Source organism: Clostridium gasigenes, assembly GCF_017348895.1.
GTDB lineage: Bacteria > Bacillota > Clostridia > Clostridiales > Clostridiaceae > Clostridium > Clostridium gasigenes.
Map to the genome: position 1 here is coordinate 3,005,462 of NZ_CP071376.1, position 13,347 is coordinate 3,018,808.

13 protein-coding genes are annotated in these 13,347 nt (G+C 28.4%); 10 read left to right on the forward strand and 3 right to left on the reverse strand.

Translation table 11 applies throughout. The annotated features are described in order from the left end of the window. The first annotated feature begins 13 nt into the window (after window positions 1-13). The 6 genes from J1C67_RS14000 to J1C67_RS14025 all read left to right on the forward strand — a co-directional run bounded on the left by J1C67_RS14000 (window position 14) and on the right by J1C67_RS14025 (window position 5,749). A complete protein-coding gene (locus J1C67_RS14000) occupies window positions 14-664 on the forward strand; it encodes an HAD family hydrolase (protein WP_167867285.1) in 651 nt (216 codons plus the stop codon). Window positions 665-917: 253 nt separating this feature from the next. After that, window positions 918-2,798, forward strand: coding sequence for a molecular chaperone HtpG (htpG, locus tag J1C67_RS14005; protein WP_167867329.1), 1,881 nt, complete (start codon window positions 918-920; stop codon window positions 2,796-2,798). Between the two features lie 282 nt (window positions 2,799-3,080). Further along, on the forward strand, window positions 3,081-3,551 hold the full coding sequence (locus J1C67_RS14010; protein WP_167867284.1) for a GNAT family N-acetyltransferase: 471 nt from the start codon (window positions 3,081-3,083) through the stop codon (window positions 3,549-3,551). A 109-nt stretch (window positions 3,552-3,660) separates the two neighbouring features. Beyond that, window positions 3,661-4,194 (forward strand): GrpB family protein, encoded by a 534-nt coding sequence (locus J1C67_RS14015; protein ID WP_167867283.1) that lies wholly within the window; start codon window positions 3,661-3,663, stop codon window positions 4,192-4,194. Window positions 4,195-4,344: 150 nt separating this feature from the next. Further along, window positions 4,345-4,683, forward strand: coding sequence for a hypothetical protein (locus tag J1C67_RS14020; protein ID WP_167867282.1), 339 nt, complete (start codon window positions 4,345-4,347; stop codon window positions 4,681-4,683). A gap of 121 nt (window positions 4,684-4,804) precedes the next feature. Further along, the gene (locus J1C67_RS14025; RefSeq protein ID WP_167867281.1) at window positions 4,805-5,749 is read left to right on the forward strand and encodes a phosphotransferase enzyme family protein; all 945 of its coding nucleotides are present in this window, start codon (window positions 4,805-4,807) and stop codon (window positions 5,747-5,749) included. A 453-nt stretch (window positions 5,750-6,202) separates the two neighbouring features. Here the strand turns inward: J1C67_RS14025 and J1C67_RS14030 are convergent, their stop codons facing one another. Then, the gene (locus J1C67_RS14030) at window positions 6,203-6,916 is read right to left on the reverse strand and encodes a GxxExxY protein (RefSeq protein ID WP_167867280.1); all 714 of its coding nucleotides are present in this window, start codon (window positions 6,914-6,916) and stop codon (window positions 6,203-6,205) included. 241 nt (window positions 6,917-7,157) lie between these two features. On the opposite strand from J1C67_RS14030, the gene J1C67_RS14035 reads away from it, so the two are divergent. From J1C67_RS14035 to J1C67_RS14050, 4 genes are all read left to right on the forward strand, one after another. Further along, the gene (locus J1C67_RS14035; RefSeq protein WP_167867279.1) at window positions 7,158-8,108 is read left to right on the forward strand and encodes an alpha/beta hydrolase; all 951 of its coding nucleotides are present in this window, start codon (window positions 7,158-7,160) and stop codon (window positions 8,106-8,108) included. Window positions 8,109-8,283: 175 nt separating this feature from the next. Then, complete coding sequence (locus J1C67_RS14040; RefSeq protein ID WP_167867278.1) at window positions 8,284-10,482, forward strand: DNA topoisomerase III; 2,199 nt, start codon at window positions 8,284-8,286, stop codon at window positions 10,480-10,482. A 19-nt stretch (window positions 10,483-10,501) separates the two neighbouring features. Then, window positions 10,502-10,693, forward strand: a complete 192-nt coding sequence (locus J1C67_RS14045) for a YwbE family protein (RefSeq protein ID WP_089971388.1) — start codon at window positions 10,502-10,504, stop codon at window positions 10,691-10,693. Window positions 10,694-10,943: 250 nt separating this feature from the next. Next, window positions 10,944-11,087 (forward strand): hypothetical protein, encoded by a 144-nt coding sequence (locus J1C67_RS14050; protein WP_167867277.1) that lies wholly within the window; start codon window positions 10,944-10,946, stop codon window positions 11,085-11,087. Between the two features lie 80 nt (window positions 11,088-11,167). Here the strand turns inward: J1C67_RS14050 and J1C67_RS14055 are convergent, their stop codons facing one another. Together J1C67_RS14055 and J1C67_RS14060 are read right to left on the reverse strand one after the other, a co-directional pair. Beyond that, a complete protein-coding gene (locus J1C67_RS14055) occupies window positions 11,168-12,667 on the reverse strand; it encodes a sensor histidine kinase (protein ID WP_089971390.1) in 1,500 nt (499 codons plus the stop codon). After that, window positions 12,660-13,337, reverse strand: a complete 678-nt coding sequence (locus J1C67_RS14060; protein ID WP_089971391.1) for a response regulator transcription factor — start codon at window positions 13,335-13,337, stop codon at window positions 12,660-12,662. The genes J1C67_RS14055 and J1C67_RS14060 overlap by 8 nt, the downstream gene beginning before the upstream one ends. Window positions 13,338-13,347: the final 10 nt, after the last annotated feature.

The window sequence follows — 13,347 nt, forward strand, 5'->3', positions numbered from 1 at the left end:
AGGAGGATGAAAAATGTATAAGGCGATTATTTTTGATTTAGATGGTACATTATTAGACACGTTAGAGGATCTTGCAAATGCTTGTAATTATGCTCTTAAAGAGTGTGGACTTAGCACTTATGAGGTTAATAAATACAAGAAATTTGTTGGGGATGGAAGATATAAATTAATAGAGAGAATAATTCCAAAACAAGATTATACGGAGGACCTATTTAATAAGGTATTAAAATTATATGATGATTATTACTTAGAACATATGGTTGATGAAACAAAACCTTATGAAGGTATTTGTGAACTTTTAGATGAATTAAGAGGATTAGGAATTAAACTGGCAGTAGTTTCAAATAAGCCACATGAGTTTACAATAGAAATGGTTAAAAATTATTTTAATAATAAAATAGATATCGTCTTTGGGCAAAGAAAAAATTATCAAGTTAAACCAAATCCAGAAACTATTTTTGAAGTAATGAATGAGTTTAAATTAGAAAAAGAAGAGTGCGTTTATGTAGGGGACTCAAATGTAGATATGCAAACCGCTAAGAATGCCGAAGTTAAATCTATAGGAGTATCATGGGGGTTTAGAGGCAGAAAAGAGTTAGAACAATCAGGCGCAAATATTGTTGTTGATACAGTAGAAGAACTAAGAAGTGTACTTATCAATTAATAAGTTTACAAATATAAAAAGAATAAAAAACAGATGATCTGGTGCTGGGTATTAGGAGTTTGAAAGAAAATAAAACAGAATTTGACTAGTTATTTTTTTGAAGTCACATTAATTGTGCTTATAATAGGAAATAAGAGGGAAATTATATGTTGACATCAATTTTAAAATGGGTATATAATAATTATTATTAGCACTCTTAATGGTAGAGTGACAAAAAAGAAAATAGTTTTTAATGGGAAAGGAGAAGGTTAATTTGGAAACAAAACAATTTAAAGCAGAATCTAGAAGACTTCTAGACCTTATGATTAACTCAATTTATACACACAGGGAAATTTTTATGAGGGAGATTATTTCTAATGCTAGTGATGCAATTGATAAAAGTTATTATAAAGCATTAGTAGATGATTCTTTAACATTTGAAAAAGATAATTATTTTATAAAAATAACAATGGATAAAGAAAATAGAACATTAAAGATTTCAGATACTGGAATAGGAATGACTAAGGAAGAACTTGATGATAATCTTGGAGTTATAGCAAAAAGTGGGTCATTACAATTTAAAAAAGATAATGAGGCTAAAGATGGTCATGACATAATAGGTCAATTTGGGGTTGGGTTCTATTCATCATTTTTAGTAGCTGATGAAGTTACTGTAATAAGTAAATCAGCTGATAGTAATGAAGCTTACATGTGGGAATCTAAAGGGGTAGAAGGTTATACAATAAATCCTTGCGAAAAAGATTCTATTGGTACAGAAATAATACTTAAGTTAAAAGAAAATACAGAAGATGAAAATTATGATGAATATTTAGATGAGTACAAACTAAAAGCACTTATAAAGAAATATTCTGATTTTATTAGATATCCAATTAAAATGGATATAACTAAGAGCGAATTAAAAGAAGGAACAGAAAATGAATATGATGAGCATATAGAAGAGCAAGTTGTTAATAGTATGGTTCCTATATGGAGAAAAAATAAAAGAGAACTTACTAAAGAGGATTATGAAAATTTCTATAACGAAAAACATTATGGTTTTGATAAGCCTTTAAGTCATGTTCATATAAGTGTTGATGGAGCAGTAAGTTATAATGCAGTTTTATACATTCCAGAAAAAACGCCATACGACTTTTATACTAAGGAATATGAAAAAGGTTTAGAACTATATTCAAGTGGTGTTATGATAATGGATAAGTGTTCTGATTTATTGCCAGACTATTTTGGATTTGTTAGAGGTGTTGTAGATTCGGAAGATTTATCATTAAATATATCAAGAGAAATATTACAACATGATAGACAATTGAAGCTTATTGCTAAGAATGTAAAAACAAAGATAAAGAATGAATTAGAAAATATGTTAAAGAATGATAGAGAGAACTATGAAAAATTCTATGAGTCTTTTGGAAGAACATTAAAATATGGTGTGTACAATGAATATGGCGCTAATAAAGATATTCTAAAAGACTTATTAATGTTCCATTCTTCAAAAGAAGGAAAAATGATAACTTTAGCTGAATATATAGAAAGAATGCCAGAAGATCAAAAGTATATTTATTATGCGGCTGGTGAATCAGTTGAAAGAATTAAAAAGATGCCACAAACAGAGAGTGTCTTAGATAAAGGATACGAAATACTTTACTTTACTGATGATATAGATGAATTTGCAATAAGAATTCTAATGAATTATAAAGAAAAAGAATTTAAATCTGTATCAAGTAGTGACTTAGGTATAGAAGCAAATGAAAATGAAAATACATCTGAAGCTGATAATAAGGAAAATGAAGAATTGTTTAAAGCTATGAAAGATATATTAAGTAATAAAGTGAAAAATGTAAAAGCATCAAAGCGATTAAAAAATCATGCTGTATGTTTATCAAATGAAGGGGAGCTTTCAATTGAAATGGAAAAGATTCTAAAAGCTATGCCAAATAACGAAGCTGCAAAGGCGGATAAGGTTTTAGAAATAAACGTAAATCATGAAGTGTTTAAATCGCTAAAAGCTGCTTATGAAAATGATAAAGATAAGCTAAACATTTTTACAGATTTATTATATAATCAAGCATTACTTATAGAAGGATTAACTATAGAAGATCCAATGGAGTTTGCAAATAATATGTGTAAATTAATGATGTAATTAAAATAGAATTATAAAATATCTAATATAGAAAACGGTGATAAGGATTAAACTTTATCATCGTTTTTTTTATTGTTATTGATTTATAGAACAGGGATATTATATACATTTAATAACATAATTACCTTAATATATTACAATGTTTAACTTGATAGGGTATAATAAAAGAACGAAGTAGGGAACTGTAGTTAGAAAGTAAAAATAATATATAAAAAAATAATAGAGTATAATTGTAGATTAAGACGAAAAAATTATTGTTTATATATAACGGGAGGAGTAGAGATGCTAAGGGTAATACAGATTTCAAGCGACATTGCAGATATTGTTCACAATATACAGAAAAAATCATTTGAACCATTGCTTGATAGATATCATGACTATGATGTGAATCCTGCGATGGAAAGCGTTGAGGTAATTAAAGCGAAGATTGATAGAGCCAATACCACAGCATATATTTTTCAACTGAATGACATTAATGTTGGCTGGGTTAGAGTAATGGAATTTGGGGAAATGACATATAAAATTTCGGCTTTATCTGTTCTTCCAGAGTACCAAAATAGAGGAATTGCAAAAGAAGCATTAAAACAAATAGAAAGTTATTATCCAAATGCAAGCAAATGGATTTTGGATACAATATTTCAGGAAAAGGGCAACTGTCACCTATATGAAAAATTGGGTTATGTAAAAGTCGGTGAGCTAAGATTTATAAATGAAAGAATGACACTTGTTAATTATGTAAAAATATGCAATTAATTATTTTTTGTAAATATTTTAGGAGAAGGACCCCTAGGGAGTAAGATAGTTGTCGTAGTAAATAAAAAATTAAGAGAGAATTTAGAAAAATTAAAAAGGGGGTGTTGATATGATTGGATTATCGAGAAAATGTGTAAAATTAATTCCATATGATTCTTGTTGGAAAGAGGAATATATTAAAGAAGAAAAAGTATTGCGTTCAATAATGGGAGAGTACCTTTTCAATATTCAACATGTTGGGAGCACATCTATAGAAAGTCTTGATTCTAAACCTATTATAGATATTGCAGTAGGCGTTGAGTCTTTAAGTGTTGTAGATAACTTTAGGAGTTTGTTAGAAAGTGTAGGTTATGAATATAGAGATAATGCTGGTGTTGATGGAAGACTCTTTTTTTCTAAAGGGAGTGAAGAAAGAAGAACACACTACTTACATATAGAAGTATATGGTTCAAACATATGGAAAAACCATATTTATTTCAGAAAGTATCTTAAAAAATATGATGAATATATAGATGAATACTCAAAGTTAAAAAATGAATTAGCAATAAAACACGAAAATGATAGAGCTAAATACACAAATGGAAAGAATAAGTTTATTACTATGATATTAGAAAAAGCAAAAAAAGAATTTGATAATAATTAAAATCTACTTATTAAACGCTAAAAAGAGTATAAAATGAAGGGGGATAAAAGATGGCAACTAAATTGATTATAATAGAGGGTTTACCAGGGGTGGAAAAATCAACAACAGCTGAAAAAGTATATGATATTTTTAAAGATAGGGAGAAAATTTATGAGATTTATAGAATGTAAATCAGAAGAAATAGTTAAAGGGATATTTCTAGGTAGATTAGTTTATTTAATTGGGTATATATTAATATTTTCAGGACAAAGTTCCACTTCACCATCACTCGCTGGGCATTATATAGCAGTTGCTTTATTGCTTATTGGAACACTTTTTAGACCAATAGCAGACTCAATATTATATATAATTAGTTGTTTTAATTGCTCAGCAGTTAAATCGGTTTTTAATGCGATAGTTTCACTATCTAAAATATCTAATAAATTCTTATCAATTTCTAGCATAGTTTTTTGTGAAAAAGTAATTAACGGTAAAAATCTAATAATATAGTGTTTAAAGACAATGTAAAATAATATGGTGCAATTTTTATAGAGGTTGAGTAGAAATCATATCGACACAAATGTGATTTAACACGAAGTAAGGAATATTAGTTAAGGTGGTGAATAAGTAAATGATTTCTTCATATACAGATTATGGTAGTCTGCTTAAAAGCATAAATCAGTTATATAAAGTTGATGTTGTTAAGGTCAAGCTACATAGGGATATGATCGGGCGTGTATATTTATTTCAAAGCAATAATAAAAAGTATGTACTAAAATTATATCGTAGCTCAAAGTGCGGTGACGCTTTTCAGACAATTGATATTCTGCAATACTTAAGAGAAAATGGTTATCCGGCAATCTCAATCGTGCCTACAAAAAATGATAAAATGAGTGTTTATCTAGATACCCCGGAAGGTCGTTGTGTCGGAATATTATTTGATTTTGTTGAAGGTAAAGAGCCTGATAGAAAAATTGAAATCGAGAATATTGGCTTGCAAATTGGCTGGCTTCATAGGTTGATGGGAAAATATCCGTATAAACTTATTATTAGAACTAAAAGTGATTATATTGACGATTATATCTCCATTATGAGAGAAGTGAACTATATTCCGGAGCGCATTATAGAACTTGAAAAATATGGGGATGAATTATGGAACCGCATAGGGATACTGCCTAGAGGGTTTTGCCATGGTGATTTACATGTTGGGAATATGTTGCAAACAGAAGCTAGTGAATATGTTTTGCTTGATTTTGATGATGCATCAGGAGATTTCCCCATTATGGATGTAGCCTATTTAAGTGATGACACAAATTTTAATAACTTTAGCGAGGAATCATATGATAAAACAACTCGTTTATTTGACCGGTTTTATAAGGGGTATATTAAAGAACAGACAATAAGTGCTGCTGAAATCAATGCTATCTATGACTTTGTTGCAATTAGACACTATCAAATAATTGCTAGGATTGTACGTTGCCAAGGATTTCAAAGTATCGACCAAAAGGATATGGATAAGCAATATGAATGGTTATTGCATTGGAAAAATCTTTGCGAAATGAAAAGACATTATTAAGATGATGAACATATTTATCAGTTAATGTAATGGACAATATTCTTGTTCACCTAACATATATTTCCTTGTCTTTAAGTACAATTGCAAGTTCTTTTATATTGTATTTTTAAACTCAGCAGGAAAATTAATTGATAAAGACCATAAAAAGAACTCTAAGCAAATATAATATAAATTAGCCTCCAGTCGTTGGATGTTAGTTGTAGTGTGGTAAAAAAAAGAGGTGGGATAATATGTTATTTGCATCCGTATGGGGCGTAATAAACATTGCTTTATTAGGATTAGGAGTATATACATTAATACTTTTAATAAAAGCTTTAAAAATTTACATTGAAAATAATTCCTAGTATAAACAAATGGACTATAATCTTATTAAGCGAAACAACACCAGTAATTCTTGTTATGAATTACTGATATTGTGTTTAATTAGCAGATTATATTTCATGGTTTGTATCTTTATAAATATACCGTAAATAAATCTTTATTATTAATTTTAATTACTTCATCTTTATATTCTTTATCGGCATTAAAGTTAAATATTAATAGATACCCCTCATCTACACTGTGAATATCTAAATAATCATAAAGTTGCTGAATTCCTTTTTTGTGATAGCTTTCTCCGCGCCATATCTTTAGTTCTATAATATATTTGAAGTTATTATAGGTAACAACTATATCTAAGCGTTTTTCTTCAGAAATTTGAACTTCTTTAAAATCAAAACCCACACCATTAATTATAGGTTTCAAGAATGCTAAAAATAATGTTCTTCCATTGTGTTCTAAGAATTTCAAATCTTTAGTAGAGTATTGTTCCTTCATAAATTGTTGAAACTTCAAAAGAACTTTATTCATATCTAATCCACCATTTAATAGCAGAAAGTTATTTCTGAAATTATAATTAATAATATTAGAAGTAGTATTTTCAAGTTTAGATGAAAAATAATCATATATTATTTGTTCGTAAACTCTATTGCTCATTTTTATAATAGTATTCTCTTCTTTAAAGATTCCGTATAAATAACCTAGTGCAATTAAGGGATTATTTATATTAAATATTTTCATTTCTCCATTAAAAATAATATCAAAAATATAATCTGCATTTAACCATGTAATGTTTTTTAGGTACACATACACCAGTAGTGTTGAAATACTTTTCCATAGGTTTCTCATTTTAACTAGATGACTTTAAAATTTTTCTGATAATTTTATTATATCTAACTAAATTATTTAAAACAACTTTAAAACCAATATTAGAATAAACTATTTTAATGAAATAGTTATTAATATTTCTAGAGAATAACTTAAAATATTATAATGATTGCACCTATTTTAATTTTATAGTGAAAATATTTGACAATCAAAGCATGTTTTGTATAATTATATATAATAAACAAAGGATTTAGGAGGAATTATGATAAAGAAAAATAAAATAAAAATAGCTATAATATCATTAATAATACTATTTGTAGGTATAACATATATTGTTGGGAAGATGGTTTATGATGGGTCTATAGGATCTAAACCAGAAGTTTCAGTGCAAGCAATGGCAGAATATTATGAATCTAACGAGGACAAGCTCCTAGAAAAACTGGCTAATTATAAACAGGAAAAGAAACTTATTAAAAGTGAAAAAAACGGATATGATATTGAAGTTTTAAATATAAAATCAAATAAAGAAACAAATAATTCGATGATAGTTGTTCATGGAATTGAGAGAAATTATCATGATGTATTAAATACAGCATTTAACTACTTAGAAAATGGTTATAATGTAGTAGTATATAATCAAAGACAAACTGGAAATACTGGTGGAGACAATTACACTTTTGGATTATATGAAAGATTTGATTTAGATTCAGTTGTGGATTATACAGCAGAAAGTTATAAAGATGGACTTCTTGGGGTTCATGGATTTTCAATGGGGGCGGCAACTGCAACTATGCATACAGAATTAAATGAAGAAAAGAAAAATGTTGATTTTTACATATTAGATGCACCATATCATACAATGAAAAGTGGAATAGAAATGGGTATAAAAAGAAAAGATATACCTTTACTACCTGTTGAGTATGCAACTTTTGCAGGGAGTGTTTATGCAAAGATAAAGTGTGGGTTTTCATATAATGATGTTAAACCATTTGAATCAGTAAAAAACATAACAACTCCAATAATGTTAATACATGGAAGTGAAGATGATTACACATCAGTAGCTGGAAGCAAAATTATATATGATACAATACCTCATAATAAAAAGGAGTTATGGATTATAGATGGATTAAAGCATTGTGAGGCTGATGATATAATTGAAGAGGAGTATTTTGAAAGAATATATAAATTTATAAGGGAAAAAATTAAGAACTAAAGCATATTAAATAAATATAATTTCTTAATAAACCTATTATGAATAAAAAAGCCTATATAATTGTGAAATCTCATATTAATGTTATAATAAAGAGACAGTATAAATTTTAAAATAATTAAATTAGAATACTAAATAACAAGTTATAGAGTGTTTTAGAAAGAAAGGATATAAAAATATGGGAAAAATTTTAGTTTTTGCAGAGAAACCAAGTGTAGGGAGAGAACTTGCTAAGGTTTTAAATTGTAATCAAAACAAGGGAAGTTATATAGAAGGAAGTAAATATGTAGTAACATGGGCACTTGGGCACTTAGTTGGGCTTCAAGACCCTGAAGACTATGATGTAAAATATAAAAAGTGGAGCATGGAAACTCTTCCAATGATTCCAAAGCCAATGAAACTTACAGTACTTAAAAAAACATCTAAACAATTTTATGAAGTTAAGAAATTAATGCTAAGATCTGACATAGACGAAATAATAATTGCAACTGATGCAGGGCGTGAAGGTGAACTTGTAGCTAGATGGACAATAGAAAAAGCTGGAGTTCGTAAACCAATAAAAAGATTATGGATATCATCACAAACTAATAAGGCTATTTTAGATGGGTTTAAAAACCTAAGACCTGGTAGTGAATATGTTAATCTTTATAAAGCGGCTGTATGTAGAGCAGAAGCCGATTGGGTTGTTGGGCTTAATGTAACAAGAGCATTAACTTGTAAATATAACGCACAATTATCAGCAGGTAGAGTTCAATCTCCAACACTTGCTATGATAGTTCAAAGAGAAGAAGACATTAAAAGCTTTAAACCTAAAAATTATTATACAATTACAGCTAAAAACAATAATGTTTCACTTCAATGGGTAAATAATAATAACACTCAAAGTATTTTTGAAGAAAGCACAGCTAATAATATTTTAACTAAGGTTAAAGGAAGAGATGCAAAAGTAGTTAGTGTTACAGAAAGTCTTAAGAAAAAATTATCACCAGCTCTTTATGATTTAACAGAACTTCAAAGAGATGGTAATAAAATTTGGGGATATTCTGCAAAACAAACTCTTTCAATTATGCAAAGACTTTATGAAAACCATAAGGTACTTACATACCCAAGAACAGATTCAAGATATATTACAACTGATGTAGTAGCTACATTGCCAGATAGGTTAAAAGCAATATCAATAGGGGCTTATAGAGCTGCTGCAACTCAAATATTAAATGGTAGAATTGTAGCAAATAAAAGTTTTGTGGATAATAGTAGAGTATCAGATCATCACGCTATAATTCCAACAGAAGAAAGACCAAATTTAACTAACCTTAGCACTGAAGAAAAGCATATTTATGACTTAGTAATTAAAAGATTCTTAAGCGTAATGATGCCTCCTTTTGAATATTTACAAACAAACATAGAAACTGAGATAAATGGTGAAAAGTTTGTAGCTAAAGGAAAAGTTATAAAGTCTAAGGGTTGGAAAGCAGCTTATGATAGAGAAGATATGGAAGATGGTCCTAGTGAAGACGGGTTAAAGGATCAAGTCCTTCCATTATTAAAGAAGGGTGATACGCTGAAAATTAATTCAGTAGATTCAAATAAACTTCAAACAAAAGCACCAGCTAGATTTAATGAAGGAACTCTTTTATCTGCAATGGAAAACCCTCAAAAGTTTATATCTGTAGATAAAGATTCAGCAAGAACTCTTGGAGCAACAGGTGGGCTTGGAACAGTTGCAACTAGAGCAGACATAATTGAAAAACTATTTAACTCATTCTCATTAGAAAAGAAGGGTAAAGAAATAGTTCCAACAGCAAAGGCAAAACAACTTATGGAACTTGTTCCAAGTGAACTTAAATCACCATTACTAACTGCAAAGTGGGAAGGTGACTTAGAAGATATAAGTAAAGGACGCAAGGATGCAGAAAAGTTCTTAGTAGATATGAGAAACTATGCAACTGCATTAGTACAGAATGTTAAAGTTAATGGAAACAAGTTTGTTCATGAGAATATTACAGGTAAGAAATGTCCTAGTTGTGGAAAATATATGTTAGAAGTTAAAAATAAAATTGGTGTAATGAATGTATGCCAAGATAGAGAATGTGGACATAGAGAAGGGGTAAGCAGAACTACAAATGCTAGATGCCCAGAATGTAAAAAGAAGTTAGAACTTAGAGGGCATGGAGACGGTCAAATATATGTTTGTCCAGGAACTAGCTGTAACTTTAGAGAAAAAGCAGTTCAATTTAACAAAAGATTTAGTAATACGGGTAAAGTTGATAAGAGAGAAGTAAGTAACTACATGAATAAGATGAAAAAGGAAGCTGAAGAGGGGCTAGATAACCCATTTGCAGCATTACTTGGGAATATGAAATTTGATAATAAATAAAGAAAGTGAGATATAAATTATGGATGGAACAAATAGATCAAATATAAAAATTGGCGGGAAAGTTTTAGTTGTACAAAAGCAAGATCAACGTAGTGGGAAATTAACAGAGGGACTAGTTAAAAGAATACTTACAAATTCAGCAAACCATCATCATGGCTGCAAAGTTATGCTTGAAGATGGAATTGTAGGAAGAGTGCAAAAGATATTATAAAATATTATAAAATAAAATGTTGGTATAATTTATCAACATTTTATTTTTTTTTAGCTTTATAACGTAATAATGTTTTTCTATAAGGTAGAAAATAATAAAAAAATATAATTAATTTTCAAAAAAATAGAAATAATTTACAAATAATGAGTATAATATATGTATAGGGTTCTTTTAAAATGTACATGATACTTTTTACTGTTATTTTTTTCAGTTCCCTAATAAAATATATCATGAGATACGGAGGAATAAAATGGTGAATATAAACAATACTAAGATTGTTATATGTAGTAAATGTGGAACTGAGAATGTTGTAGATGATAATAATAAATTTATATTATGTACACAATGTAAATCTATAAAAAAAATAAAAGATAGCAAAATTGAATGTTATTAGTGCTAGGATAAGAAGCTCTCTTAACATGAAAAATAAAAAAAAGTAGTAGATTAAATAAAATCCACTGCTTTTTTTATTATTTATTCACAATCACTAGAGTCACCTTTACTTAGAGTAAAACTAAAATCTACACCTGAATTTGTATTTTTAATAGTATAAGCACTTTTATGTAGATTTAGAATTCTTTCAACAATTGATAGTCCAAGCCCTGTGCTATTATCGGTTCTTTTTCTCGATTTATCAATTCTATAGAATTTAGAATAAATATTTTCAAGTTCGTCATTAGGAATTGATGCCCCTGTATTCTCAATAGAAATTAGAAAATCAGAATTTTTATCAATTACAGATATAATAACTGTTTCTCCACTTGGAGTATATTTTAAAGTGTTTGTAAAAAGATTAGTTAACACCTGATCAAGTTGAAAAATATCACCGTTCACATAAGCATATGGAATAGTATAATTAAAAACTACTTTAATTTCTTTTTCTTTAAAATTAAGAGTGTGTTTATTTATAATTTTATTAATAAGTCTTAATATATTAAAGTTTTCAATATTAAGTTCAATAGTTCCTGATTCTAATTTAGAAAGCTCTAGCATATCTGAAACAAGTTTACTCATTTTATGAGATTCATCAATAATTGTTTCTATATATAAATCTAAATCTTTTCCAGAAACAATACCATCTTTTATTCCTTCCGCATAGCCCTCTATAATTCCAATTGGAGTTTTTAATTCATGGGATACCCCAGCAACAAAATCTTTTCTAAGGTTCTCAAGTTTTCTTTCTTTATCAATATCATCCTCAAGTTTTTTGTTTTTATTTTTTAAATCTGTAAGGGCATCTTTAAGATTAGAGGATAAAAAGTTTAATGTTTTACCAAGATATCCTATTTCATCTTCAGAATTAACTTCACACTTGGCACTAAAATCCATAGAAGACATTTTTATTGCTACCTTGTTAATTTTAAGAAGAGGCTTCGAAATAAGATTAGCATATAGATAGGCTAAAAAAATTCCTAGAAGTAGAAATCCAAAAATTAAATATTTATAAAAATCTCTAATTACAAGAGCCGCTTCTTCTATTGGTTGAGTAGGGGATACTGAAATAATTAATGAATCATTATCCTGGGATAATGACATAGGAGCTATTACTCCTATTTTTTTATTGTCACTACCAGCATTTTTAAATACTGTAGTTTTTGTTTTGTTAGAAGATAATACCTCATTAATTAAAGCCTTATTGGATAAAAGTTCGCTACAGAAAGCTGTAAGTGTTTTAGCATCTTCATTTTGATTATCTCCACCAGCTATATAAATACCGTTTGTAGAGAAAATAGCTATTTTTGAGTTATTTCTATGTTCGTAGTCAGTTAAGGCTTTACTTAAGCTAATATTATCAGATATTTGATATGCATAAAGGGTTCTGAAATTATTCACTTCATGAACTAGTTGATTAGTCTTTTTTGAGAAATAAAACCTTTCAAAGAATAATAATTGAAATAATATTGATGATACAATAAGAGTAAGAATTAGTCCGAAAGTAATTGTGAATATTTTTTTAGAAATACTTTTACTCATTATTGCCCTCGAATCTATAACCACTACCACGAACTGTAATAATATAAGAAGATTTTTCCTTAAGTTTTTCTCTTAATCTCTTTATATTAGTATCAACTGTTCTAATATCTCCATAATAATCGATTCCCCATACTTTATCTAAAATGATATCACGTGATAAAGCTATACCTTTATTATCAGAAAGGTAGGTTAATAGCTCGAATTCTTTAGGGGATAGGTTAATTATTTCATTGTTTATTTTCACCTCATGAGATAGTTTATTTATAGTTAAACCGTTAAAGTCATTTGTAATTGAAACTTTATCTTCAGAAGTTCTCTTAAGCAGTGCTTTAACTTTAGCAATAAGTACTTTGGGTGAGAAGGGTTTAGTGATATAGTCATCTGCACCAACTTCATAGCCAAAAAGTTTGTCGTCTTCCTCACTTTTGGCAGTTAATAAAATAATTGGCACATTAGAAACCTCTCTTATTGTTTGTAAAACTGTAATTCCATCAACTTTAGGCATCATTATATCAAGAAGTATTAAATCTACCTCATTTTCTTGAAAGGCCTTAAGACCTAAATCTCCATCCTCGGCTTCTATTATGTTAAATCCTTCTTTAGCAAAATAATCTCTAAGAAGAAATCTAATTCTAAGTTCATCTTCAATAATTAAAATATTTTTACTCATTATAGCCTCC